17 protein-coding genes and 1 pseudogene are annotated in these 26,547 nt (G+C 54.5%); 17 read left to right on the top strand and 1 reads right to left on the bottom strand.

Translation table 11 applies throughout. The annotated features are described in order from the left end of the window. Positions 1-110 precede the first annotated feature (110 nt). The 15 genes and pseudogenes from urtA to JET16_RS30350 all read left to right on the top strand — a co-directional run bounded on the left by urtA (position 111) and on the right by JET16_RS30350 (position 23,327). Complete coding sequence (urtA, locus tag JET16_RS25820; RefSeq protein WP_199622214.1) at positions 111-1,403, top strand: urea ABC transporter substrate-binding protein; 1,293 nt, start codon at positions 111-113, stop codon at positions 1,401-1,403. An 83-nt stretch (positions 1,404-1,486) separates the two neighbouring features. Then, complete coding sequence (urtB, locus tag JET16_RS25815) at positions 1,487-2,395, top strand: urea ABC transporter permease subunit UrtB (protein ID WP_199622211.1); 909 nt, start codon at positions 1,487-1,489, stop codon at positions 2,393-2,395. Between the two features lie 33 nt (positions 2,396-2,428). Beyond that, positions 2,429-3,541 carry an urea ABC transporter permease subunit UrtC gene (urtC, locus tag JET16_RS25810; RefSeq protein WP_407673194.1) on the top strand — a complete coding sequence of 371 codons (1,113 nt, stop codon included), beginning with the start codon at positions 2,429-2,431 and terminating at the stop codon, positions 3,539-3,541. Then, positions 3,498-4,259 carry an urea ABC transporter ATP-binding protein UrtD gene (gene urtD, locus JET16_RS25805; RefSeq protein WP_233532270.1) on the top strand — a complete coding sequence of 254 codons (762 nt, stop codon included), beginning with the start codon at positions 3,498-3,500 and terminating at the stop codon, positions 4,257-4,259. Before urtC ends, urtD begins: the two co-directional genes overlap by 44 nt. An 8-nt stretch (positions 4,260-4,267) precedes the next feature. Next, entirely contained in the window at positions 4,268-4,966 is a 699-nt protein-coding gene (gene urtE, locus JET16_RS25800) for an urea ABC transporter ATP-binding subunit UrtE (RefSeq protein ID WP_199622205.1), read from the top strand. A 37-nt stretch (positions 4,967-5,003) separates the two neighbouring features. Then, entirely contained in the window at positions 5,004-5,306 is a 303-nt protein-coding gene (locus JET16_RS25795; RefSeq protein WP_199622202.1) for an urease subunit gamma, read from the top strand. Positions 5,307-5,322: 16 nt separating this feature from the next. Continuing rightward, positions 5,323-5,691 carry an urease subunit beta gene (gene ureB / locus JET16_RS25790; RefSeq protein ID WP_199622266.1) on the top strand — a complete coding sequence of 123 codons (369 nt, stop codon included), beginning with the start codon at positions 5,323-5,325 and terminating at the stop codon, positions 5,689-5,691. Positions 5,692-5,720: 29 nt separating this feature from the next. Further along, positions 5,721-7,406 (top strand): urease subunit alpha, encoded by a 1,686-nt coding sequence (gene ureC / locus JET16_RS25785; protein WP_407673195.1) that lies wholly within the window; start codon positions 5,721-5,723, stop codon positions 7,404-7,406. Between the two features lie 14 nt (positions 7,407-7,420). Continuing rightward, entirely contained in the window at positions 7,421-8,116 is a 696-nt protein-coding gene (locus tag JET16_RS25780; RefSeq protein WP_199622197.1) for an urease accessory protein UreF, read from the top strand. Between the two features lie 30 nt (positions 8,117-8,146). Continuing rightward, entirely contained in the window at positions 8,147-8,815 is a 669-nt protein-coding gene (gene ureG, locus JET16_RS25775) for an urease accessory protein UreG (RefSeq protein ID WP_199622195.1), read from the top strand. After that, entirely contained in the window at positions 8,796-9,641 is an 846-nt protein-coding gene (locus JET16_RS25770; RefSeq protein ID WP_199622193.1) for an urease accessory protein UreD, read from the top strand. The genes ureG and JET16_RS25770 overlap by 20 nt, the downstream gene beginning before the upstream one ends. A 584-nt stretch (positions 9,642-10,225) precedes the next feature. Further along, entirely contained in the window at positions 10,226-14,914 is a 4,689-nt protein-coding gene (locus tag JET16_RS25765) for a S8 family serine peptidase (protein ID WP_199622183.1), read from the top strand. 303 nt (positions 14,915-15,217) lie between these two features. Next, the gene (locus JET16_RS25760; protein WP_199622180.1) at positions 15,218-16,024 is read left to right on the top strand and encodes a lipoate--protein ligase family protein; all 807 of its coding nucleotides are present in this window, start codon (positions 15,218-15,220) and stop codon (positions 16,022-16,024) included. 405 nt (positions 16,025-16,429) lie between these two features. Then, a pseudogene (locus JET16_RS25755) lies at positions 16,430-20,413 on the top strand (S8 family serine peptidase); the annotation flags it as partial. Positions 20,414-20,519: 106 nt separating this feature from the next. Beyond that, positions 20,520-23,327: a fibronectin type III domain-containing protein gene (locus tag JET16_RS30350; RefSeq protein WP_456093987.1), complete on the top strand. Its 2,808-nt coding sequence runs from the start codon at positions 20,520-20,522 to the stop codon at positions 23,325-23,327. Positions 23,328-23,549: 222 nt separating this feature from the next. Here JET16_RS30350 and JET16_RS25730 read toward each other — a convergent pair whose 3' ends face one another. Further along, the gene (locus tag JET16_RS25730) at positions 23,550-24,281 is read right to left on the bottom strand and encodes an alpha/beta hydrolase (RefSeq protein WP_199622174.1); all 732 of its coding nucleotides are present in this window, start codon (positions 24,279-24,281) and stop codon (positions 23,550-23,552) included. A 176-nt stretch (positions 24,282-24,457) separates the two neighbouring features. Between JET16_RS25730 and pdhA the strand changes: the two genes are divergently transcribed. Continuing rightward, a complete protein-coding gene (gene pdhA / locus JET16_RS25725; RefSeq protein ID WP_199622171.1) occupies positions 24,458-25,546 on the top strand; it encodes a pyruvate dehydrogenase (acetyl-transferring) E1 component subunit alpha in 1,089 nt (362 codons plus the stop codon). 2 nt (positions 25,547-25,548) lie between these two features. Beyond that, on the top strand, positions 25,549-26,529 hold the full coding sequence (locus JET16_RS25720) for an alpha-ketoacid dehydrogenase subunit beta (protein ID WP_199622168.1): 981 nt from the start codon (positions 25,549-25,551) through the stop codon (positions 26,527-26,529). Positions 26,530-26,547: the final 18 nt, after the last annotated feature.

Raw genomic sequence — 26,547 nt, 5'->3', positions numbered from 1 at the left:
TGTGTAAACTATGTTGACATAGATTTGGTACGCCGAATATAATCTTCCTAACGAACGGCTGACAGCTTCCACTGAAAAACGTTCGAAATACCGCTGTAGGAGTGAATGGGATGAAGAGGAAAGCGTGGTATGCGGTGTTGGCGGCGATGTTGAGCGTGAGCTTATTGCTTGCGGCCTGCTCGTCGGGAAATGAAGCGACAGGGGGAACCGCTCCGAAAGAGAACGCCGCGGAAGGCGAACAGGGAGCGGCTGAAGGATCGAGCGCCGGAGCCGCGGACGGCGACACAATCAAGATCGGGATTCTACATAGCTTGAGCGGCACGATGGCGATCAGCGAAGTATCGGTGAAAGATGCGGAGCTGTTGGCGATCGAGGAGATCAATGCGAATGGCGGCGTGCTCGGCAAGCAAATCGTGCCCGTTATCGAAGACGGCGCTTCCGACTGGCCGACGTTCGCGGAGAAAGCTCGGAAGCTCGTTTCGAAAGACGGCGTCGCTACCGTGTTCGGCGGTTGGACGTCCGCGAGCCGCAAAGCGATGCTGCCGGTGTTCGAGGAATTGAACGGATTGCTTTGGTACCCGGTTCAGTACGAAGGGCTCGAACGCTCCCCGAACATCATGTACACCGGGGCCACCACGAACCAGCAAATCGTGCCGTCGGTCACATGGCTGCTGGAAAACCGGGGCAAGAAGTTTTTCTTGCTCGGTTCGGATTACGTGTTCCCGCGAACCGCTAACAAGATTATCAAGGCGCAGCTGGCTGCGGAAGGTGGCGAGCTCGTCGGGGAAGAGTATACGCCGCTCGGCCACACCGACTACAGCACGATCATCAGCAAAATCCAGTCGTCGAAGCCGGACATCGTGTACAACACGTTAAACGGGGACAGCAACGTCGCGTTCTTTAAACAGCTGAAAGACGCCGGCATCACGGCGAAAGATTTGACTACGCTGTCGGTGTCGATCGCCGAGGAAGAAGTGCGCGGCATCGGGCCGAGCGTGCTTGAAGGGCATCTGGCGGCGTGGAACTATTACCAAACGACGGACACACCGGAGAACAAAAAGTTCGTAGAAGCCTACAAAGCGAAGTACGGTTCTGACCGGGTGACGGGCGACCCGATCGAAGCGGGTTATATAGCCGTTCATTTATGGGCTGCGGCCGTCGAGAAAGCGGGTTCTACCGACGTCGACGCCGTGAAAGAAGCCGCGAAAGAGTTGACGTTCGATGCACCGGAAGGGAAAGTGACGATCGACGGGGAGACGCAGCACATCTATAAGAAGGTCCGCATCGGGGAAGTGCAGGCGGACGGTATGTTTAAAGAATTGTGGAGCACGCCTGAGCCCGTCAAACCGGACCCATACTTGAAAGGTTACGATTGGGCAGGAGAATTGAGCAGCGGAGGTTGACGGATAGGAACATATGCGGGGAGCCGGATGCGAGTGTCCGGCTCTCTCATTAACAAAATGAGGACGAAAGGAGGGCTTGGAGCATGGAATTATTTTTCCTCCAATTGTTTAACGGCTTCAGCGTGAGCTCGATATTGCTTCTTGTTGCGCTTGGTCTTGCCGTTACGTTCGGCCTGATGAACGTGATCAACATGGCTCACGGGGAATTGATCATGATCGGGGCGTACACCGCTTACGTGGTGCAGAACATCTTTGTTGCCGTGTTGCCCAAATCGCTGTTTAGCCTGTATTTTGTATTTGCCATACCGGCTTCATTCATTGCCGCCGCGCTGGTCGGCCTGATCATGGAATTCGTTCTGATCCGGTTTCTCTACGGAAGACCGCTCGACAGTCTGCTTGCGACGTGGGGTGTCGGCATGATGCTGCAGCAGGCTGCAAGAAGCGTGTTCGGCGCGCCGAACGTGGCGGTTACGAGCCCCGAGTGGCTTAACGGCGGCCTGCTCATAAAGGTCGGGCTCGTATTGCCTTACAAACGGCTGTTCATACTCGCGCTTGTAGCAGCCGTTCTGACATGGATGTACGTGTACATCTACCGTACTCGGTCCGGCCGCAATATGCGGGCCGTCATGCAAAACCGCGATATGGCCGCATGCTTGGGTATTTCGACGCGGCGCGTGGATGCCGCGACGTTCGCGATCGGATCGGGAATCGCGGGCGTGGCCGGCTGCGCGCTGTCGCTGCTCGGGCCGATCGGTCCGTCGCTCGGCACGTATTACATCGTCGACGCATTTATGGTTGTCGTGCTCGGCGGCGTAGGAAAGCTGATCGGAACGATCGCGGGAGCGGCCGGCATCGGTCTGTCCAATACATTGTTCGAATCGTGGACGACCGCTTCGGTGGCGAAAGTGCTCGTATTCGCTCTGGTGGTCGCATTCCTTCAATGGAAGCCACGCGGACTTGCGCCTGTAAGGTCGAGAGCGTTAGACGGTTAAACTGCCAGACGGTTCCTGAGGAGTGAGTTCATTATGTTAAGAAATTTTACGATGAAACAACCCCGTCCGTGGATGATCGCCGGGTATGCAATCGCCATCCTCTTACTGGCGCTGGCTCCGCTGTTTCTCTCGGATTTCCGGCTTAGCCTGATGTCCAAATTTCTTGCCTTCGCGATTTTGGCGGTCGGTCTCGATCTGCTGTGGGGGTATACGGGCATTTTGAGCTTGGGGCAAGGGGTGTTCTTCGGTTTAGGCGCATACGCCATGGCGATGTATTTGAAGCTGGAGGCTGCGGGCGGCCGTCTGCCGGATTTTATGGAATGGAGCGGCGTGTCGAGCTTGCCGTGGTTTTGGGCTCCGTTCCAATACTTCTGGGTTGCCGTGGCATTAGCGATTGTTTTGCCGGGTGCGGTCGCCTTTTTGCTGGGATGGTTCACGTTCCGCAACCGGGTTCGCGGCGTATATTTTTCCATTCTCACGCAAGCGCTCGTCATTATGGCGGTAACGCTGATCGTCGGGCAGCAAGGATATACGGGCGGAACGAACGGCGTTACGGGCTTCCGTACATTGTTCGGCTTCTCTTTGTCCGATCCGGACGTAAAGAAGACGCTCTATTACGCGACAGCCGGAGCGCTTATCGTCAGCTTTGCGCTTTGCCGGTGGCTCATCGGAACGCGCCTTTCCCGCGTGCTGCAAGCGATTCGGGAACGGGAGAACCGGGTGCGGTTTTTCGGGTACAACCCCGCGGCGTTTCAAGTGTTCGCTTTTGTCGTGTCGGCGGCGTTGGCCGGTGTTGCGGGAATGTTTTTCGTCCTGCACGTAGGAATCATTTCTCCGTCGATGATGGGGATCGTGCCTTCCATCGAGATGGTTTTGTGGGTGGCGGTCGGCGGAAGAGGGACGCTTGCGGGAGCCGTGTTGGGGACACTTGCCATGAATTTCGCGAAGAGCTTCATCTCCGAAGCGTACCCGGATATATGGCTTCTGTTTTTGGGCGCCGCTTTCGTTGTCGTCGTGCTGTTTTTGCCTAGAGGATTGGCGGGGTTGTTCGCCGATGCAGCATCTTTTGTCAAGAGGAGATTGGAGAGGAGGTTGGGCGGCGTTGAAGGATCATTCGGTTCTGTCGTGCGAGAAGGTGACCGTTAGCTTCGACGGCTTTCTCGCGCTCCGGGAGATGGATTTCGAGCTGCGGCAAGGGGAATTGCGGTTTTTGATCGGCCCTAACGGAGCGGGAAAGACTACGCTGCTCGATGCGATTTGCGGAAAGGTGAAGCCGGTATCCGGAACGTTGAAGCTGCAAGGAGATTCGGGACCTGTCGAACTGGCCGCGCTGAAGGAACATGAAATCGCTTCCCGGGGAATCGGCCGGAAATTTCAGACGCCTTCCGTATTTGCCGCATTGACGGTGAAAGAAAATATGGAGATTGCGATGAAGCAGCGCCGCAGCGTATTATCCGTCCTGTTCGCGCGGTCGAAGCCGGAGGAGCGGGACCAACTGCACGAATGCCTGAAGACGGTCGGCTTGGAGGGCAAGGGAGATCGCAAAGCGGGGGCGTTGTCTCACGGAGAGAAGCAGTGGCTTGAGATCGGCATGATCTTGATGCAGGATCCGTCGGTGATGTTGCTGGACGAACCCGCCGCCGGGATGACCGACGCGGAGACGGAGAAGACCGGGGAATTGCTGCTTCGCATAAGGGAGAAACGGACGATTGTCGTTGTGGAGCACGATATGGATTTTGTCCGCGCATTTTCTTCCAAAGTAACGGTCATGCACGAAGGCCGGCTTCTTGCGGAGGGGACGATGGAAGAGGTGCAAAACGACGACCGGGTGGCGGAAGTGTATTTGGGCAAAAAGGCGGGGTGATGTGCGGCATGCTAGCTATAAGCGGAATTGAGGCAGGGTATGGAGAAAGTATGGTGGTGCGGGACGTCGCGTTAACCGTCCCTCATGGCCGGGTCGTATGTTTAATGGGCCGCAACGGGGTCGGGAAGACGACGCTGCTGAAGACGATCATGGGCGTGATACGGGCGAAACGCGGCTCCGTACGCTGGGACGACGCCGAGCTGCTCGGGAAACCGCCTTCGGCGCGCGCCCGCTGCGGGATCGCTTATGTGCCGCAGGGCCGCGATATATTCCCGCAGCTTACAGTGGAGGAGAATGTGCTGCTCGGCCTGGAGTCCGATCCGCGAAGAGCGAAAGGAGGCGCGGTGATGAAAGCGATCTATGAACGTTTCCCGGTGCTGTACGACATGCGGGGTCGCCGGGGCGGAGATTTGAGCGGAGGGCAGCAGCAGCAGCTGGCATTCGCCAGGGCGCTCGTTTCGCGGCCGAAGACGCTTTTGCTGGACGAGCCGACGGAAGGAATTCAACCGAATATTGTGCAGGACATCGCAAAGCTCATAACGGAATTGAAATCGGAAGGGTTGTCAATCCTGCTAGTGGAGCAGAGCCTGGAATTCGCCAAGCAAACGGCGGACGAGTATGCGGTGATGGACAAAGGGACGATCGCCGCGCAAGGACTAATCGATACGCTGACGGATGGGATCATTAAGCGGCATTTGACCGTGTAGTTATTGTTGAATGCAAGATGAAGGGAGTGATGTAACGGTGTATTTGACGGAGAGAGAGAAAGAGAAGCTGCTCATTACCGTAGCTGCGGATGTGGCGAGAAGAAGGCTCGCCCGCGGCGTGAAGCTGAATTATCCGGAAAGCGTCGCATTGATCACGTCGGAAATAATGGAAGGGGCCAGAGACGGTCTGTCGGTTGCGCAGCTGATGCAGTACGGGGCGAAGGTGCTGACCCGCGACCAAGTGATGGAGGGAATTCCCGAGATGGTGGCGGAAGTGCAGGTGGAGGCGACTTTCCCGGACGGGACGAAGCTCGTCACCGTCCACCATCCGATTCGATAGAGAGGTGCTGATGCAATTGATTCCGGGAGAATATCGCGTGAAGCAAGGAGAAATAGAGTTAAACGCCGGCAGGGCGACGATAGATGCAATGGTCGTTAATATGGGGGACCGCCCCGTGCAAATCGGGTCGCACGCCCACTTCTTCGAAGTGAACCGGGCGCTGCGCTTTCCGCGGGAGAAAGCGTTCGGCATGAGGCTGGACATCCCGTCCGGAACGGCGGTGCGGTTCGAGCCCGGCGAGGAGAAGCCGGTTACGCTTGTCGCGATCGGCGGGTCGAAGCTTGCATACGGGATGAACGGCGTCGCTTCGGGTTCCGCGGAGCCGGGCGGCATGTCCGACGAAGTGAAAGACAGGCTGAAAAGATGGGAGGAGGGGCCGCTTTGAGCAAATTGACCCGAGAGTCATACGCATCGATGTTCGGCCCGACCGCCGGCGACGCCGTACGGCTCGCGGACACGGAGCTGTGGGCGGAAATCGAGCGGGACTATACCGTATATGGGGACGAAATCAAGTTCGGCGGAGGCAAAACGATTCGCGACGGCATGGGACAGTCGAGCAGGATGACCCGCGACGGCGATGACGTGCTGGATACGGTTATTACGAACGCGATCATCATCGACCACTGGGGCATCGTGAAAGCGGATATCGGCATCCGCGACGGCATCATTGCCGGTATCGGCAAAGCGGGCAATCCGGACATGATGGACGGAGTCGATCCGGACTTGATCGTCGGCGCTTCGACGGAGGTGATCGCGGGGGAAGGACGCATCGTGACGGCCGGGGGAATCGACGCGCATATTCATTTTATTTGTCCGCAGCAAATCGAGACGGCGCTTTCCTCCGGTGTGACGACGATGATCGGCGGCGGAACCGGCCCGGCCACCGGAACGAACGCGACGACGTGCACGCCGGGCGCCTGGCACATTCACCGCATGCTCGAGGCGGCGGAAGCGTTCCCGATGAACCTCGGCTTTCTGGGGAAAGGCAACGCGTCTTTCGCCGAGCCGCTGCGCGAGCAGGTGGAGGCCGGAGCCGTCGGCTTGAAGCTGCATGAGGATTGGGGCACGACTCCTGCAGCCATCGACGCTTGCTTGACCGTTGCGGACGAATACGACGTTCAAGTCGCGATCCATACCGACACGCTGAACGAGTCCGGCTTTGTGGAGGATACGATCGCCGCATTGAAGGGCCGCACGATCCACACGTACCACACGGAAGGAGCGGGAGGCGGACATGCGCCGGACATTATTCGGGCGGCAAGCTTGCCGAACGTACTGCCTTCTTCCACGAATCCGACGCGTCCGTTCACGGTGAACACGATCGAGGAGCATCTGGACATGCTGATGGTGTGCCACCACCTCGACAGCTCGATTCCGGAAGACGTGGCGTTCGCGGATTCGCGCATTCGGCCGGAGACGATCGCGGCGGAAGATATTTTGCACGATCGCGGCGTGTTCAGCATTATCTCATCCGACTCGCAGGCGATGGGCAGGGTCGGGGAAGTCATTACTAGAACGTGGCAAACCGCGGACAAAATGAAGCGCCAATTCGGACCACTATCCCCCGACACCGATGCGAACGACAATTTCCGCATCAAGAGGTACGTCGCCAAGTTTACGATCAACCCTGCGATTACTCATGGGATCGGCCATCTTGTCGGTTCGGTGGAGACAGGCAAGTTCGCGGATTTGGTGCTGTGGCATCCGATGTTTTTCGGCGTCAAGCCGGACATGGTGCTCAAGGGCGGAGCGATCGCATGGGCGCAGATGGGCGATCCGAACGCGTCGATTCCGACGCCGCAGCCGGTGTGGGGACGACCGATGTTTGCGGCCTTCGGCGGCGCGCTGCGCGGCACGAGCATCACGTTCGTGTCGCAAGCGGCTTACGATGCGGGCGTACACGAACGTCTGGGCTTGCAAAAACGGGTGGAGCCGGTGCGCCGCTGCCGGGAGATCTCGAAGAGCGACATGATCCACAACGGCGAGACGCCGCATATCGAGGTCGATCCGGAAACGTACGAGGTACGGGTCGACGGGGAGCATGTGACGTGCGAACCGGCGGAAACAGTGCCGATGGCGCAGCGATACTTCTTGTTTTGAGCGGAGGGTTCCGTATGAAATTACCTGCACCGCAGTGGCTTGCATATACGCAGCTTCTCGATTCGGCGCTGCCGGTCGGCGCATTTGCGCATTCGTTCGGATTGGAAACGGCGGCACAGCTTGGCACGGTCCGAACGACGGAAGACGTCGCTTCTTGGGTGCGCGGAATGCTCCGCCACGTGTGGGCGCCCACCGACGCGTTGGCGGTGAAAGCGGTGTATGAATTCGGGCCCGCGGGAGACTGGCGCCGGGTTTGGGAAGTGGACGAATGGCAGCACGTTTCGCGAGCTGCGATGGAGACGAGGGACGGCGTAATGAAGATGGGACGGCGGCTGTACAAGCTTGCGCGGGCCATGCATCCGGCGCTCCCGTGGGGGCCGCTTGAACGGGCGGTACGCGAGGGGCTTTGCCCCGGCACGCATCCCACCGTTCACGGATACGTCGCCTTCCATCTTGGAATCCCGATCGGCCAAGCGGCCGAAGGCTATTTATACGGCTGCGCCTCCGCCGCCGTCAACGCGTCTCTTCGCTTGCTGTCTATCGGTCAAACCGATGCGCAAGCGCTGCTCGCCGAGCTGCTGCGGGACGTCGCCGGCGCTTGGGCTTCCGTTGCGGAGCTGCCGCCCGGGCGGTTCCACGCGAACGCTCCGGCGGCGGAGCTGTACATGATGCGGCACGAGACGCTTTACAGCAGACTGTTTATGTCTTGAGAATGCTTATATATCAAGGAGGATTTGCGTATGTGCCAAGGTCAAGGACATCATCACCATCATGAGTGGGCGGCCCCGGCGGCTCCGGTTAACCGTCCGATGCGGATCGGGATCGGCGGGCCGGTCGGTTCCGGCAAGACGGCGCTTGTGGAGCGTTTAGCCCGGAATATGAACGGCAAATACAGCATTGCGGTCATCACGAACGATATTTATACGAAAGAAGACGCCCGGATTCTTATCAATACGGAAGTATTGCCGGAGGAGCGCATTATCGGCGTGGAGACCGGCGGGTGCCCGCATACGGCGATCCGCGAGGACGCTTCTATGAATTTTGAAGCGATTGAAGAGTTGGAGCAGCGGTTCCCGCAATTGGATATCATCTTTATCGAGAGCGGCGGAGACAATTTGGCGGCGGCGTTTTCTCCGGAGCTGGTGGACCGTTTCATCTATATCATCGATGTGGCGCAGGGAGAAAAAATTCCGCGCAAAGGCGGCCCGGGCATTACCAGGTCGGATTACCTCGTCATCAATAAAATCGATCTTGCTCCCCATGTCCGCGCCAGCCTTCAAGTCATGGAGGAAGACACGGTGCGGATGAGGGGAGACCGGCCGTACGTCTTCACGAACTTGTTCAGCGGCGAAGGGTTGGATCAGCTCGTAGATTGGTTGGAAGGTCAGTTTGCCGTTGCTCGTGCATGACCGTGAAGCGGCGGCGGGCATACGTGGCGTCAGCGCGGAGCTTCAAGGAACGTTCCGCCATGCTCATGGGCGCACCGTGTTGGCCGACGCCTACTTTCGATCGCCGTTAAAGATCGCGAAGACGTTTCGGCCCGCCGATCGCCGTGACGGATTAGCCGTCACCGTAATGGACGCGTCCCCCGGGTTCATGGATCGGGACGAATACGCGTTGGACTGGGATGTCGGCGAAGACTGCTCGGTTGGCGTAACAACGCAATCGTTCGCCAAGATCCATCCGTGCCCGCACGGCGCCGCACGGCAGCATACCCGCATTCGAGTCGCGAAGGGAGCCGCGCTGACGTATGCGCCGCAGCCGTCGATCCCGTACACGGGGTCCCGCTTCCATGGATTGACGGAAGTGTCGCTCGCCGAAGGGTCGTCTTTTTTGTACATGGATGTACTATGTCCGGGTCGCACGCATCGCGGCGAATTGTTTCGTTATGCATTATACGACAATGAGCTCCGCATCACTGTTGGGGGACGCCCCGCGGCGTTCAACCGTCTGCGGATCGAGCCGGAGCTGCACGCGATGACAATGCCGGGTGTGTGGGAAAGCTTCACTCACTTGGGAACGCTGTACGGATTCGGACCTTTTGTCCGTGCGGACACGGTGGAACGGCTCCGGGCCGCCGCCGGCGACCGCCTCCAAAGCGGCGTTAGCTTAGCCGCCAGTTACGGGCTTGTCGCCAACGTGCTCGGTTTCAGCGCGTGGGAAGTACAGGAGGCGCTGGCCGCGCTCGGACGGGAGTTCGCGCGTGCGGGCGGGGATATGTTTGTGTGGCCGTAGTGCTTCCGACTTAACAATAAACTTTGCCGTAATAGGTTTTGCCCGTATATTCAGTACCGAAAGCCGGGAGCTTCCCGGCTTTTTATTTTTTCGATTACGAGGGGGTGAATTATCACGTCGAAGAACATGATGTACATAACTCAGGATGCTGTAAGCCGTAAACTGCGTGTTTATTTCCGGAGTCAGGGTGATAGAAGCTTTGCTTGCATCCTTCAACCGCAACCAACCGTAAAAACCGCGTTCTGATAGACATGGGATAATATATGTCGAATTAGCAGGATTTTGAAGTATATAGGTCGAATTATGTCGTTAGAACTAGTTATTTAGTAGGGTAAAAGCCCGGCGGAAAAAGGAGGCCCGAGAGACTGGTATTTGTGCGAAAACGCAGACAGAGAGACGATATTGAGGTTTCAACAATGTAAGAGAAACATCATTAGCTCAGAAGGAGATGTGCCGTGAGCAGGAAGTCATCGAGTAAGACAGCATTGATGCTATCTATTTTTCTTGCTGTGAATTTATTTCTCGGACAAGTTTTTGTTGGAAACGGTAAAGTCCACGCTCAAGAGAATACTAGAGTAAAAGACTTGGAAGCATGGGATCTTCCATATGTTAAAGAGCAGATTATCGTAAAGTTCAAGAAGAGCGCGCGGGCTCAAGAAAAATCCAGCGTAAAGAACGTTTTCCGGCTTACGACGAAGAGAACCGCCCCGATCATCGGAGCGGAGCTCATGCAGCTGGTCCCGGGCGCAAGCTTGGAATCCACAATTAAAAGCTTGCTAGAAAGCGGTTTGGTAGAATACGCGCAGCCGAATTATATCTATTACCCGGCCGCTGCTCCGAACGATACGAAATATAATCAGCTTTGGGGCCTGCATAACGCCGGACAAACGATAAACGCCGAACCGCCTTTTGCCGGAACGTCCGATATCGACATCGATGCTCCGGAAGCCTGGGAACAGACGGCCGGAAATTTGGAAGAAGTGGTAGTAGCGGTCATAGATTCCGGTACCGACATCAACCATCCCGACTTGGCCGGAAAAATTTGGACAAATCCGGGTGAAATCGCCGGTAACGGAATCGATGACGATAAGAACGGCTATGCAGACGATATTCACGGATGGGATTTTTACAATAATGATAATACCGTCTATGATGCCGCCCAAGGGGACGAGCATGGAACGCACGTATCCGGAACGATCGCAGCCGTAACGAACAACAACCTTGGCGTTGCGGGCGTCGCTTCGAATGTAAAGATTATGCCTTTAAAATTCATAGGCCCGGCCGGCGGCGACACGATGAGCGCGGTGGAAGCGATAAATTATGCAGCCGGCAAGGGAGTTAAAGTGTCCAACAACAGCTGGGGATGCGATGCCAGCCAGGCCACGTGTTACGATCAGGCTCTGAACGATGCCATTAAAGCTTCCAATATGGTATTCGTTGCCGCATCGGGAAATGGCGACGAGGAAGGCAACGGATTAAACAACGATACGAAACCGGTTTATCCGTCCAGCCTGCCCGCTTCAAACATCATCAGTGTTGCCGCTATGGACGCCAACGGAGCTTTAGCCAAGTTCTCCAATTATGGGGCAACGACGGTTGACGTCGGAGCGCCGGGCGTCGATATTTTAAGCACCTATCCTAAGCTGCCCGATTTGAATGCCGCTGTCTTTAATACAACTTCATCGTATAATGCAGCCACGTTCGGCTTCGGGTTGGAAACGTTGGAAGAAACCGACGCCGCAGCTATCATGAATACAGTAATAAGAAGCTATTTCGGGCTCTCTCCAAGAAGCTCTACTAGCATCTTGCTCGTCAACGACGGGGAAATCGATATAAATTCGGTGTCGAAACGGAGACCGGATTTCTCCGAGCAATTCCAACAAGCTTTACATAACGCAGGATATACGTCGGCATCCGGAACGAAGGTAACGACGGTAACCGTAAACAACAATGCGGATGGTCCTGCTGCCTCGACCCTGCAAAATTACGATATCGTCATCTGGTTCACAGGTTGGGCGTACGGCAGCCCGTCGCTGAATATACCGCCGATCACATCGGCAGATAAGACGAATCTTTCCGCTTATTTGAACTCAGGCGGCAAGCTGCTTCTAACGGGCGAGGACGCGCTGATCGGCAGCTGGAACAGCGAATTCGTCACTTCGAAGCTTGGCGTGAAAGTGGAAGTTGACGGGAGAGGCGGTTATACTGCGCTAAGCGGTGCAGACGGCACCCTGTTTGCGGGGAGTACGTTCCAATTCGCCGAGAATTCCCCGTACAACGACGTATTGAACGCTAACGTTTCCAGCGCTCAGACGGTGCTGCAATATAAAGGGGAAGCGGACTACGCCAACGCATACCGCTATGCGGACGGTACGTCGATGGCGGCTCCTCATGTAGCCGGTATTGCGGGTGTGTTGATGGGGCAGAAGAACCTGAGTGCCGTTGAAGCGATCAACTTGATCAAAGATAAAGGCGTTGCATTGACTTCGTTGGCCGGCAAGACCAGTTCCGGGAAGATGGCGAATTTATTTAATGCCGTTGCAACCCAAGTAACGCAGCCCGCCGTAGAAGTCGGCAATCCGAAAATGTACCAGCCTTCGCAGTATAAGATCTCGTTTAACGTCGGTGCATACGGGAAGCTTACAACGGCAGACCGGATTACGGTACAGTTCCCGCAAGGAACGTCTTTGCCCGTTTCCATTCCGGCAGACAAAATAACCGTTAATGGGATTGCAGCAGGAGAAAGCGGCGTTTCAATTCCGGCAATCGGGCAGACGCTGACATTTGCGGTACCTATAACCGTTGACCACAACGGCTCGATATCGATTGTCATCCATGAAAGCGCGGGCATTAAAAATCCGAATGCCGGAACGGAATATCAATTGACGGTAAACACTACGGCGGATCCGGTACAGGTTCAATCGGCATATTTTGCGATCGCCGTCAACCCGACAATTTTGTACGATCTGGCAACATTCAAAGAAACATCGGCAAACGACGGAACGGTCACATCGGTCGTTTACGGCGAGCTGCTGCATGAAACGTTTACCGGCGTAAACGGAGAAGATTACATTGCGGCCGGCAAAGCGGCTGTAATAAACCTTCCGGAAGGTTTGAATGCGGCCGTAACGAAGGTAGCCGATAAAACCGTCTCGGTTTCCGTCTACGGTCAAGTTTACGCTCATACTGATGCGGACGATGTAGATAACTTGATCGTTGGGTTCAAGGATGCGGCTTTCGCCGGAGGCAGCGCGGCGAAAGTGTATAATGCCGTTAAAGGCGATTTTAAAGTGGATTTCTGGGAGCCGCTGCAAGCTCCCGCGAACTTGGCGGCTGTTCAAGTGAATACAAGCATCCAGTTGACTTGGTCCAAAGTAACGGGAGCCGCGAAGTATGAAGTTTATCGTTCTGCCGATGGAAAAAACTTCAAGTCAATTGCGCAAGTGAATGCGGGTTCTGAAGATACGATGTCTTATACGGACTTGTTCAGCGCAGGACCGGTAGCGAAGCAGTACTGGTACAAGGTAAAGGCTTTGGGAGGCGTCAAGGATTCGGACCTTACCGCAGCAGCCAATGTGGTGGTTTCAACGGGCAAAACTCATTTCTTCGGGAATGTGGCGTTGAACGGCGCTTCTAAGGACGGAATAAACGTGCGAATAAGAGATACAAGCGGTACGGTAGATTTAACCGCCGCATACGGTCAGCACAAATCGACCGTATCGGGCGACCGCTATGGCGTATCCGACAAAACGGAGCAAGGCGGAGAGGCGTCCTCCACAGAGGTTCAATATTACTTTGAAGTACCGAACGGAACGTACACCATTACCGCATGGAACGGAAAGCAAACCGCAGAGGTTTCAGTGACGACGGAGATCCGTGATTTCGAAAAATTTGATAACGGCTTATATAATGTACAGCCTGTTTCAAATATGACTCTGTCCGAGGCACCCAAGAAACGCGGCGGCGGTGGCGTTGCAGCAATAATGCTCCCTCCGCAGCAGCCTGAAGCCGCAGACGACGGCAATGGCGTCACTCTCGGTAAAGACGCGGTGAAAGTGACTAAAGAAACAACTACAGACGGCAAGCAGGTTACCAAAGTGACGCTCGACGCCGGGAAATTGGGCAATGCCTTCGGATTGCTCAAGGATAAAGCGCAAGGCGCACAAAAAGTAATCTTAGACCTCGGGGCTACGGAAAATATCGCAAAGATTGAAATCCCCGGCCATGTATTGGCGGATGCGGCACAATCGACTCCGGGTGCGGTTCTCGAGATCAGATCCGACACCGCCGGCTATAATTTGCCGGTGAATTTGCTTGACTTGAAGGCTTTCGCAAGCGAGCTTGGAGCCGAGCTCAAAGACGTCAAAGTGAACGTAACGATGGAGCAGGTTACGGGCGCGGAGGCCGAGCAGTTTGAGAGCAAAGCGAAAGAAGCGGGAGTAAACCTGATCGGCAGCGCGATCGAGTTCACAATTACTGTCGAAGCGGACGGCAAGTCGCAAGAAGCGAACGAGTTCGGACAGCAATACGTGACCAGAACGATCGCGATTCCTCAAGCGGTTAGCTCGTATCAAGCGTCAGCTGTTATGTACGATCCTGCAACGGGAGAAATCAGCTTCGTCCCGGCGCAATTCGTCACAGAGAACGGACATACGAGAGTCGTCATAAAGCGTAACGGCAACTCGATCTACTCGGTGATCGAATCGAGCAAATCGTTCCCGGACCTTGACGGCCATTGGGCGAAGAAAGACGTTGAACTGCTTGCTTCGAAGCTTATCTTGAGCGGTACGACGGATACGGCGTTCACTCCGAACAAAGAAGTGACGCGCGCCGAGTTCGCCGCAATGATCGTAAGGGCGCTTGGCCTTAAAGAAAACAAAGAAGCCGCGAAGTTTTCCGACGTGTCATCTGGGCAATGGTTTGCCGGCGCGGTAGGCGCGGCGGCTCAGTCGGAGATTGTCACAGGTTTTGAAGACGGCGAATTCAAGCCGAACGAAAAAGTGACCCGCGAACAAATGGCCGTTATGATTTCCCGCGCCATGAAGTTTGCGGGAAAACCGGCCGAAGGCGCCATTAAGATCAACCTTCAGTCCAAATATAAAGACGGTGCGAAGATCAGCACGTGGGCGCAGGAGGCGGTGCTTGCAGCGAACGAAGCGCATATCGTAACCGGTCGTCCGGACGGTTCGTTCGCGCCGGGGGCGGACGCTTCCCGCGCCGAGGCGGCGACAATGCTGAAGCGGCTGCTTGCGTATCTCGAATTTATCAATTAATCGAATCGTCACTTTACAGGAAATCGGGAGGTTCTCCCGGTTTCTTTTTTTTGCCCAACTATAACCATAACTCAGGAACGCACCGAAACGGGAAATATGAATATAGCGCCATTGTTGCCGTTGGTTGCAACCGGAGTCATGTACATTGTCTTCGTTCGGGACATATAGGCCGATCGCCGGCATTGCCGGATTCGCAACGTTCGCCTTCGGCACGAGCGGGTGAAGCTTGTTGCCAGCTTACCTTCCGATTCGCTACAATGATTGCACTGGTGAAGACGATTGATGTACGGAGAGCGGATGAGGATGACAACATTTATTACAAACCTTGATTTAAGGAAAGAGACGGATATTTATTTTCCTTTCGCATATGAAGAACTGCTGTGCCGGGCCGTGGGGGAAGCGACTTTCACCGACGGCGTCGTCCATGTGTGGCGCCACGAGAGAGCGTTCGTGCTCGGGCTTCGAGACAGCCGGCTGCCGTATGCGGCGGAGGCGATGGATTGGCTCGAGCGGGAAGGGTACCGGGTGATGGTTCGAAACTCCGGCGGCGCCGCGGTACCGCTCGACAACGGCGTCGTCAATGTGACGCTTATTCGAGCCAGTGCACGGGTCTCCCTCGGCATGTACGGCGATTTTGAAGCGATGGCCTCGCTGCTGCGCGACTCCTTCGAGCCGATTGGCGTCCGGTTCGACACCGGCAAGATCGACGGCTCGTACTGTCCGGGCGACTACGATCTCAGCATTAACGGACGGAAATTTTGCGGGCTGGCGCAGCGCCGGCAATTGAAGGCATATGCCGTTCAAGCCTTCGTCAACGTTGAAGGCGATTCCGGCGGACGCGCCCGGATCGTGAGAGAGTTTTACAGGCGCGCCGGGGGCGGAAGCTCATCAGCCGGAGTATTGGATGTCCAGGCGGACGTTATGGGAAGCGTCTCTGAGCTCCACCTGGGTTTTCCCGGCACGGGCGTGTGGCTTCGCCATTTGGAGGAGACGCTCCGTCCTCGGAAAGAGTCAAGCATTGACGAACTTCACAGACCGGATATGAACGATATTGAATCCATGATGCACAGGATGAAAAGCCGATACGATCCGCGGGAAACTTCCTTTTAAAATATCGCTGAATGTACAAGGGGGGCGCGCGCTCCTCTTTTTTTCATGAAAATATTGTAGAGGCTCACTGTATCTTGTATGATACGAAATGTATCACAACTCATATAACTGATACATTATGTATCGGAAGAGGGGGTGCGGAAAACAAGAAAAATCATGTTAAAGAATACAGCGACGCACGTAATCATTGAAGAATAGGGAGTGACAGCAATCTTGAAAAGAGCAAAGCTAGCTTCTTTACTAGTTTTATCGTTGCTAGTATCTTTAGGCGTGCCAAGTCTTGGTGCCAGCGCAGCCACCGATTCCGTCCATAAAGGGGTGGAGTCGCATATTGTCAAGCCGACGCTGAATTTGCCCTCACTTAACAGCTTGAAGTTTTCGGATGACGCCAGAAAGCTAGCCGGGATGGGCAAAGGTTCCGTACAAAGAGCAAAGGCGCCGTTTAAAATCAAAAAGGTATCGAATGAAACCTCGGCCGCAGTACCGGAGGAGTTAACCGCACCGCAAAACTTTGTACCGAAGTCGACGGGCAGCGAGAAAATTACGGTGATCGTCGAACTGCAGACCGAACCGCTTTCAGTGCATGAAGCAAAAGTGAAGCAGGGATTGATGAAAGCGAATAATAACCATTCGGCCGTTATTGCCAAAGAACAAGCTTCCTTCTCCGCTGCGGCGATGAAGACGCTGGGCGTTGCAATGAACCGGACTTATTCCAATGTCTTCAACGGCGGATCGCTGAGCATTCCGGCGAACCAAGTGGAACAGCTTCTGAAATTGCCTGGCGTGAAGGCGGTTTATCCTTCGCATACGTTTAAAGCGGACCCGGTTGAAACGGTATCCCCAACGATGAACGACAGCGCGCCTCATATCGGAGCGGGTAGCTACTGGGACATCGGGTTTGACGGCACCGGCATCAAGGTTGGCGTCATCGACACCGGCGTGGATTACAATCATCCCAGCTTGAAAGACGCGTATAAAGGCGGCTACGATTTTGTAGATAACGATGCTGATCCGATGGAGACGCTGCCGGATCCGACGGATCCTAAAGCGGCTACCTCTCACGGCACTCACGTATCGGGGACAGTCGCCGGCCGCGGCAACCCGGAAGACCCGGACGGACCGGCCGGTTGGGTAAAGGGAGTTGCACCCGGAGCGGATCTTTACGTATACCGCGTACTCGGACCCAGAGGTTCCGGAACGGAGGAAGACGTGATTGCAGCTGTGGAGCAAGCTGTGGAAGACGGGCTTGATGTGATCAACCTGTCACTCGGTTCGGATGCAAACGATCAGAACTCCGCAGATTCCATTGCGTTGAACAATGCGGCGCTTGCCGGCGTTGTGGTCGTTACCGCCAACGGTAACAACGGGCCGGGAGATTTTACAACCGGATCTCCGGCGGCTTCGGAGATGGCCATCTCGGTAGGGGCGTCCACTCCTCCCGGAGACGTCGGATTGGCGACGGGAAGCAGCAGCTTATCGGGAGATACAATTTTCGACTTGCGCGTAATGGCTTTCAATACGGCCAGCGATTACAAGTTGCTGGCAGATCAGTCGCTTGAGCTGGTCTATGTGGGACTTGGATATCACGAAGATTTTGACGGAATGGATTTGTCCGGCAAAATCGCATTCATCAAGCGCGGCGAAATAGCGTTTGTGGATAAAATAGCCAATGCGAAGAACGCCGGGGCCATAGCTGCCATCATCTTTAACCGGGACGACCAAGACGGATTTGCCGGAGCTCTGCTAGAGGATTCTCTGAATTATATTCCTACCTTCGACATGAAGGGTACGGACGGCCGGGCGCTATTAGCCGCTCTGCAGACGGCCGGCTCGGGAACGTTCTCGCTGATCGGCTTCAGCAGCTTTAGGGATCCTGGGGACGCCATGGCCGATTTCTCTTCCCGCGGCCCTTCCTTACCGGGTCATGAAATCAAACCTGATATATCCGCGCCAGGCGTATCCATTCGTTCTTCCATACCTGCCTTTGCTTCCATGGACGGAACATATCAATACGCATATGAATATTTGCAAGGAACGAGCATGGCTGCTCCTCATATAGCAGGCGCTGCAGCGCTTCTATTGGATAAACAGCCCTCCCTCTCGCCGGATGAAGTCAAATCATTGATGATGAACAATGCCGTCAAGATGGAGCGTGCGGATGACACCCACTATTCCGTCATGGTACAAGGAGCGGGACGCGTCGATTTGACCGCCGCCCTTGACGCGAAAGCGGTAGCCATGGTGGAAGAAACAAGCGATTCGGTAAAAGACGGTCAACCGACCGATTATCACACGGGCAGCATCTCCTTCGGCAGTGTCCAGGCAGGTGAAACGGTTACCCGGACCGTGGATGTTAAGGATATTTCCGGACAAACCTCTTCGTACGAAGTATCGGCGATTTGGTACGGTACGGGGGCAGGAAGCTTGGCGCTTAGCGACAATCAAATCGAAGTGTCTCCGAGCGGCACGTCGTCATTCGATGTAACGCTTACGGTTCCTGAAGGTACTCCTTCGGCGCTTTACGAGGGCGAGATCATCTTCACGGAAGCGGGCGGCTCCGACATGAATATCCCGGTTGCCGTATATGTCGGGGATCTGCCGAACGTCGTTGCCGATATCACGATTACTCCCAATATATTCTCACCGAATAACGACGCTGTGGTTGATGTGTCCGATATCGTATTCAAAGTGAACCAGGTGAAGGATTACGTTTCGCTTGATGTTTTTGATGTAATTACCAGAGAATGGGTCGGAGTCATTGCGGAAGCAGAGTGGCTACCTCCCGGAAGTTATATTATAAACAATTGGGACGGCACCGTATTTGATTATGAAAAATTGTTTACCCTACAAGACGGATTTTATGCGGTAGTTCCGTATTACGGGGATTCGGCCGGTTTACATCTAATCGAGGAAGAAGCCAAACCATTCGTAACCGATACCGCAGCTCCGGTTTCTACAGTAAACGAACCGATTGCGGTGGGAAGCAACAAAGGTCTTATTACCGGTCAAATTGAACAAGATTTCTTGGTTGATTTGTTCGGAGATTACTCCGGAGTCGGAGTAGGCGCACTATATCAGGATGACGGTGAGTGGGTGCCGGTGGACGGAACGATCGATCCGGACGGCTCATTTAAGATCACTGTTCCGATCGGCAACAGGGTAAACGAATTTGAGGTTTATGTGTACGACTTTGCCGGAAACGGCATGTTCAATCCGGCTCATACCGTTCAATTTTTAACTGCTCCTCAATTTGTCGTCGGAGAGCTCGGTGTCATATTCCAAACGATTGCCAATGCGCAACTTGATTTGTACCTTGCAGGCGGCGATGTTCCGCTAGTTACCGTTCCATCGGATAATTCCGGAATTGTCGTGATGCCGTCAGTTCCTCCTGGAACCTACTTGGCCAAAGCTCGCCTTGACGGTATAGACAGTCTGACAACGGAACCGATTCATGTCCTGCCTAACCCGGTAAAGGAAGGGCCGTTCTGGTCTGCACCTGTTCGTTATGTAGCGTTAGGTGATTCCTTGGCTGCCGGAGTGACCCCGTATCATAATATGATGGCCGGTTACTCGGACTATATCGCCGGGAGCATCGGCTCGCTTGGAATGTTGGAGCGGTATACCAATCGTTATGCCAAGAAAGGCTACACGACCGGCGATGTATTGAACGATATTCGGAAAAACGTATCCGTACAAAACGAGTACGACAGTCCGGATTTGCTCGGAATTCGGACCACCCTTTCGGATGCGAATGTCGTTACGATAAGCGCAGGAGCTAACGATTTACTAAAGGACGTTGTAATAACAGATACCTCAATATGGATTGATCCTGCGAAAGCTCAGGCAGCGCTCTTGCAAATTGCGTCGAACACGGGGATGATATTGAGCGAAATCAAGAGTCTGAACCCGGGCGCAACGATCTATGTCATGGGATACTATAACCCGTTCCCGCGTTTGGAGGGAAGCGCAAAGGCAGCAGCGCTCCAATTGCTCAATCTATTAAATGCTGCATTGAAGACAGCAGCAGAAGAGAATGGGGCTGTTTTTGTTCCGACGCAAGATATCATTCAAGCGGATGAATTGAACCTTATTCCGACTTCGGATATTCATCCGAGTCAGAAAGGCTATCAAGTCATTGCAGAACGATTTCTGACGTTTATGGAACCTCATCTTCAGAATAATGCAAGTCTTACGGTTTCAAATATCGCTGAAACAAGCCTGACTTTAAACTGGACCTCGGCTTTCGATTCCGTCGGCGTAACGAACTACCGGATTTATAGTGGTGGCGAACTAGTCTCTACGGTTACGGGAAGTACCTACGGGTACGAAGTGACCGGCTTAACCGCGGGAACGAGTTACACCTTCAAGGTGGAAGCGGGCAACGCGGCAGGGAAGTGGACGACGAACGGACCTTCGGTTACGGTAACGACGTTGCCGGAACAGCCGCCGGNACGAAGTGACCGGCTTAACCGCGGGAACGAGTTACACCTTCAAGGTGGAAGCGGGCAACGCGGCAGGGAAGTGGACGACGAACGGACCTTCGGTTACGGTAACGACGTTGCCGGAACAGCCGCCGGTTCAAGCGCCGACTTGGCCTCAGGGAAGCACGCTGACCGCAAACGAAGTCACCCAGACGAGCTTGAAGCTAACGTGGACACCTGCTAGCGACGCCAACGGGGTTACGGAATACCGAATCTACAAAGGCGATATGCTGCTCGACACAGTAACGGGAGCTACTTATGAATACAATGTAACCGGCCTAGTCGCGAATACCAATTACACCTTCAAGGTGGAGGCGGGCAACGCGGCAGACAAGTGGACGACGGACGGACCTGCAGTGACCGTTGCGACTGAGGCGGAAGAACCGCCGATTCAAGCGCCGACTTGGCCTCAGGGAAGCACGCTGACCGCAACCGACGTGACTCAGACGGACTTGAAGCTAACGTGGACACCTGCTAGCGACGCCAACGGGGTTACGGAATACCGGATCTACAAAGGCGATATGCTGCTCGACACAGTAACGGGAGCTACTTATGAATACAATGTAACCGGCCTAGTCGCGAATACCAATTACACCTTCAAGGTGGAGGCGGGCAACGCGGCAGACAAGTGGACGACGGACGGACCTGCAGTGACCGTTGCGACTGAGGCGGAAGAACCGCCGATTCAAGCGCCGACTTGGCCTCAGGGAAGCACGCTGACCGCAACCGACGTGACTCAGACGGACTTGAAGCTAACGTGGACACCTGCTAGCGACGCCAACGGGGTTACGGAATACCGGATCTACAAAGGCGATATGCTGCTCGACACAGTAACGGGAGCTACTTATGAATACAATGTAACCGGCCTAGTCGCGAATACCAATTACACCTTCAAGGTGGAGGCGGGCAACGCGGCAGACAAGTGGACGACGGACGGACCTGCAGTGACCGTTGCGACTGAGGCGGAAGAACCGCCGATTCAAGCGCCGACTTGGCCTCAGGGAAGCACGCTGACCGCAACCGACGTGACTCAGACGGACTTGAAGCTAACGTGGACACCTGCTAGCGACGCCAACGGGGTTACGGAATACCGAATCTACAAAGGCGATATGCTGCTCGACACAGTAACGGGAGCTACGTATGAATACGATGTAACCGGCCTAGTCGCGAATACCAATTACACCTTCAAGGTGGAAGCGGGTAACGCGGCAGGCAAGTGGACGACGAACGGACCTACAGTCAACGTTACGACTGAGGCAGAAGAACCGTCTGCCCAAGCGCCGTCATGGCCGACTGGAAGTACATTGAGTGCAACCGACATAACCAAGAACAGCTTAAAGTTGTCATGGACTCAAGCGGTTGATGCCGTTGGCGTAACCGGTTATCGGATTTATAACGGGAACACGCTACTTACTACGGTAACGGGAAGAACCTTCAGCTACAATGTAACCGGCTTAAATGCTAGAACGGCCTACACCTTCAAGGTGGAAGCGGGCAACGCGGCAGGAAAGTGGACGACGAACGGACCTTCCGTTACAGCAACGACCTATTCAAACGGCAGCCGTTCACCGACTGGCTTCTTCATACCGCCAAAGCTGGTCGAGGAAGCAGATAACGGAGCGAGATTAACGAGCGAAGCTCTCACGGTTAAACAAATAACGAAGAGTGGGATCGCCATGAGCCTTGTTACCGTTAACGAATCGGCGCTCGCGCAAGCGTTCGATATGATCAAGGGCAAGGGAGCTGATTCCCAGGTCATTACACTCAATGCAGGCTCGGCATCCGCCAGCGTGGAGCTTCCGGCCGCGGCGCTGCTGAAGGGGAAACAATCCGCGCCGAATGCGGTCATTTCAATTCAAGCCGGCAACGCCACCTACAATCTTCCTTTATCCGTCCTGGATATTGAGGCTTTGGCTGCCGAATTGAATGTCAAACCGGAAGACTTGAAAATTACGGTTACCATTCATCCTGTGTCCGAGCAAAACGGTAATTTCGATTCGCTGAGCGAATGGATCTCCTTTACCGTACATGCGGAAGCGGGCGATAAATCCGTAGAGCTTGAACACTTCGGATCGACATACATTACCCGTACGATAACGGTGAACGGCAATATCGATTCGAATGAAGCTACGGCTGTCGCGCTCAATGAGAACATGGAACCTGTATTTGTTCCATCCGTATTTGCGTATGCAAACGGTGTAACGACCATTACTATTAAGCGGAACAGCAATAGCGTTTACGGCGTCATCAAATCGAAGAAAATGTTCGACGACCTTAACGGTCACTGGGCGAAGTCGGATATCGAGCTTCTCGCTTCCAAGCTAGTGATCAAGGGTATGACGGACAACAAATTCGCGTCGAACGATTCCATCACGCGCGCGCAGTTCGCCGCATTGCTTGTCCGTTCTCTGGGATTGGCTGAAGAGCCGGCAGGAACGGAAGCATTCACCGACGTCAGCGCTTCCGACTGGTTTGCCGGAACGGTTGCCGCGGCGGTAAAAGCGGGATTGATTGAAGGGCACGATGACGGTACGTTCAAGCCTAACGATTCGGTTACCCGCGAACAAATGGCCGTTATGATGTCGAGGGCGATTAAAGCGGCTGGCAAAAAGGTAGACGCCGCCAATAAAGAGTCGACTTTGGCAAAATACTCGGACAAAGAAGCCATAAGCGCATGGGCGCAAAATGAAGTGGCTGCTTTAACGGATGCGAGGTTGCTGCAAGGGATCGGCGATTCCTTCGTTCCGAAGGATAATGCGACCAGAGCGCAAGCCGCTACGATTATAAAACGTTTGCTTCAATATGTGGAGTTTATCAATTAAACGAAGGTTTCCGGCCCCCTCCTTATAGAGGGGGTTCTTTGTTATCTGAATCATCGGATTCTCCAAATAATGGTGTTCGGTTCACTGGTTCTCCTCAAAATAAATCATCACCATGACTCCGGTTCCGGAGTTAAGTATACCGCACGGCCAAAGGATAGTAACCGCGGATAACCACCTAATATTATCCAATCGCGAATCGGAGGCCTGTTATTTTAGCTGATATTAATCCGCAAACGCCCACCGTAATGCTTCCGGCAACTCGTTTTGCCAAAATCCCCATAGATGTTTTCCCGGTTTCTCAACATAATCGATTTTCGCGTTCTTCCGTTCCAACGCTTGCTTCATTATTCGGTTCCAAGAAAGGAAGTCGAACACGCCGCGCGTTGTCTCCACCTCTGTTTCATCCGTGCCGATAAGTTGATACAGATGAAGCCAGGACAAATCATTCGAGTTTTTAACGGCGTCAATGGACGGCTGCAGGAATGCGCCGGACAATGAGACCACTTTTTGAATTAGATGGGGAGCTTGTAGGGAAAGATGTAGAGAGACCGTGCCGCCCAAGCTGTCGCCGACGAGTACCCGGTCGCCTTCGCCTGAACGAATGGGATAGCGACCTTCAACAAACGGCATCAATTCCTCCAGAAAGAAACGGCAGTATGCATGAAAGCGATCCCCGTCGGGTGCGTATTCCGCCGTCCGGTTCGGCATGTCGACATCCACTCCGACGATGATGAACGGCTCCACACCTTCTTCAAGAATAAGCCGGGTGGCGTGCGTGGCGATTCGACCGAAGTTGAAGCATTCCTCGCCGTCCTGGCAATATACGACGCGGTGCGATACGAGGTCGTTGTATCCCGGCGGCAAAAACACGCGCAGCGGACGTTCTTTATCCAAATAGCGCGAAGTAACGGTTTCTTTTTGCACGGTTCGCCGTGCATATGCTTCTTGATTCAACCGTGGCACCTGCTTTCTTTATAAACTGTACTAGTTCATAATCGTCAACAATTATAACAGAAAAAATCAATTTTTTCGTGCATCGGTATAGCATAATGCATATTTGTATTATATAATCATTGAAGTCTGTACTAATTACAAATTGAAATTCTATAGGGAGCGAGGTGTTCCTTACTGTGAGCAATAAAGCTTATGAAGCGCGGCTCGATAAGATCGAACCGTTACAAGTATTGTCGCCGGAAGGAAAAATCATAAATGAAGAGATGTCGCCGAAATTTTCGGACGAGCAGCTTCGTGAAATTATGCGCCGTATGGCGTTTACGCGCGTTTGGGACCAGCGGGCGGTCAGCTTGAACCGCCAAGGGCGTCTTGGTTTTTATGCGCCGGTATCCGGTCAGGAAGCATCGATGATCGGCAGCGAATTCGTGCTCGACAAGGAAGATTTTATTTGTCCGGGATACCGGGACATGCCGCAAATAGTGTGGCACGGTTTACCGATGTACCAAGCCTTCCTTTATTCGCGCGGCCATCAGCATGGAGGTCAAATCCCGGAAGGCGTGCACGTACTTATGCCGCAAATCATCATCGGCGCACAGATCGTTGAGGCGGCGGGCGTTGCGATGGGATTGAAATTGCGCGGCAAGAAAAATGTGGCGATTACTTACACCGGAGACGGCGGTTCTTCGCAAGGGGATTTTTATGAAGGCATGAACTTTGCGGGCGCTTTCGAATTGCCGGCTATTTTCTTTGTACAAAACAACCAATATGCGATTTCCACTCCGGTCGCAAAACAGACGGCTGCCGAAACGATCGCGCAGAAGGCCGTCGCGGCGGGCATCCGCGGAGTGCAAGTCGACGGCATGGACGTGCTTGCCGTTACAGCCGCTGTAATCGAGGCGCGGGAGCACGCTCTTCAAGGACGTCCGACGCTCATTGAAGCGATCACGTACCGATTCGGTCCGCACTCCATGTCCGGAGACGATCCGACGAAATATCGGACGAAAGACGAACAGGGCGAATGGGAAGTGAAGGATCCGCTTGTCCGCTTCCGCCGGTATTTAGAATCCAAGGGCTTGTGGTCCGAAGAGGACGAGAACAAGACGGTGGAGGAAGCGAAGGATCATGTGGCTGACCAAATCAAGCGGGCGGAATCGGTGGAGAAGATGACGATCGCCGGCTTGCTAGAGAGCATGTTCGAGGAGCCGCCGGTTCATATTCGCGAGCAAATCGCGCAATACTCGGCTTCTGCGGGAGGGGAGAAATAATCATGGCTAATATGACGATGATCGAAGCGATCCGCGACGGCATGCGCGTTGAGCTGGAGCGGGACCCGAACGTGATGTTGTTCGGGGAAGACGTCGGCCACGTCGGCGGCGTGTTTCGCGCGACTGAAGGACTGCAGAAGCAATTCGGGGATAAGCGGGTGTTCGATACGCCGCTTGCGGAATCCGGCATCGGCGGTCTGGCGGTAGGTTTGGCGATTCAGGGATTTCGCCCTGTCATGGAAATACAATTCATCGGGTTCGTCTTTGAAACGATGGACCAAATCGTTTCGCAGGCGGCGCGTATGCGGTACCGCTCCGGCGGACGTTACAACGCACCGATCGTGTTCCGGACGCCGTTCGGCGGCGGAGTAAAAGCTCCGGAGCTTCACGTGGATTCCTTGGAAGGCTTGTTCTTGCAAACCCCGGGAATCAAAGTGGTTATCCCGTCGAACCCGTACGATGCGAAAGGACTTATGATTTCCGCCATTCGCGACAACGATCCCGTATTTTTCATGGAACACTTGAAGCTGTACCGATCGTTTCGAGCCGAAGTGCCGGAAGGCGAGTACACGGTGCCGATCGGGAAAGCGAATGTGGTGAAGGAAGGCAAGCATGTAACGATCGTCACTTACGGGGCGATGGTTCATACGTCTTTGAAAGCTGCGGAAGAGATTGAGAAGTCCCGCGGGATAAGCGTGGAAGTTATCGACCTTCGCACGGTCATGCCGATCGATATCGAGACGGTCGTAGAGTCGATTAAGAAAACGAACCGCGCCATCGTCGTGCAAGAGGCTCAGAAGACATCGGGAGCGGCGGCGGAAATTATTGCGCAAATCAACGAAAAAGCGATACTTCACTTGGAAGCGCCCGTACTGCGCGTAGCCGCGCCGGACACGGTGGTTGCGTTCGGTCAAATCGAAGACGAATGGCTGCCTAATCCGAAGCGGGTCGTTGACGCGATCAATCAAGTGCTTGATTTCTAAATTGGACGAACAGGAGGT

It is taken from the genome of Paenibacillus alkalitolerans, from assembly GCF_016482785.1.
GTDB classification, from domain to species: Bacteria; Bacillota; Bacilli; order Paenibacillales; family YIM-B00363; genus Paenibacillus_AE; species Paenibacillus_AE alkalitolerans.
This window is presented reverse-complemented; position numbering and strand designations above follow the sequence as displayed.

Excerpts from the sequence above, each read along its gene's own strand:
- urtA (WP_199622214.1), top strand. The coding sequence starts at position 111 with ATGAAGAGGAAAGCGTGGTATGCGGTGTTGGCGGCGATGTTGAGCGTG.
- urtB (WP_199622211.1), top strand. The coding sequence starts at position 1,487 with ATGGAATTATTTTTCCTCCAATTGTTTAACGGCTTCAGCGTGAGCTCG.
- urtC (WP_407673194.1), top strand. The coding sequence starts at position 2,429 with ATGTTAAGAAATTTTACGATGAAACAACCCCGTCCGTGGATGATCGCC.
- urtE (WP_199622205.1), top strand. The coding sequence starts at position 4,268 with ATGCTAGCTATAAGCGGAATTGAGGCAGGGTATGGAGAAAGTATGGTG.
- ureC (WP_407673195.1), top strand. The coding sequence starts at position 5,721 with ATGTTCGGCCCGACCGCCGGCGACGCCGTACGGCTCGCGGACACGGAG.
- JET16_RS25780 (WP_199622197.1), top strand. The coding sequence starts at position 7,421 with ATGAAATTACCTGCACCGCAGTGGCTTGCATATACGCAGCTTCTCGAT.
- ureG (WP_199622195.1), top strand. The coding sequence starts at position 8,147 with ATGTGCCAAGGTCAAGGACATCATCACCATCATGAGTGGGCGGCCCCG.
- JET16_RS25760 (WP_199622180.1), top strand. The coding sequence starts at position 15,218 with ATGACAACATTTATTACAAACCTTGATTTAAGGAAAGAGACGGATATT.
- JET16_RS25720 (WP_199622168.1), top strand. The coding sequence starts at position 25,549 with ATGGCTAATATGACGATGATCGAAGCGATCCGCGACGGCATGCGCGTT.